The organism is Massilia sp. NBRC 108631, from assembly GCF_059704565.1.
In genome coordinates, this window is record NZ_BAAKJE010000001.1 from 1 (window position 1) to 222 (window position 222).

Below are 222 nucleotides of genomic sequence, written 5' to 3' on the forward strand. Positions count from 1 at the left end.
AAACATCTAAGTAGCTGCAGGAAAATAAATCAACCGAGATTCCCAAAGTAGTGGCGAGCGAAATGGGATGAGCCTGCATGATTTAGCATGACGCATAGTGGAACCACCTGGAAATGTGGGCCATAGCGGGTGATAGCCCCGTACACGAAATGCGATGTGTGGAACTAAGTATGCGACAAGTAGGGCGGGACACGAGAAATCCTGTCTGAATATGGGGGGACC

General features: G+C 49.5%; 1 rRNA gene. It reads left to right on the forward strand.

Annotated features, from left to right (window positions below):
• Positions 1 to 222 (forward strand): 23S ribosomal RNA (locus tag AC6H42_RS00005); the annotation flags it as partial.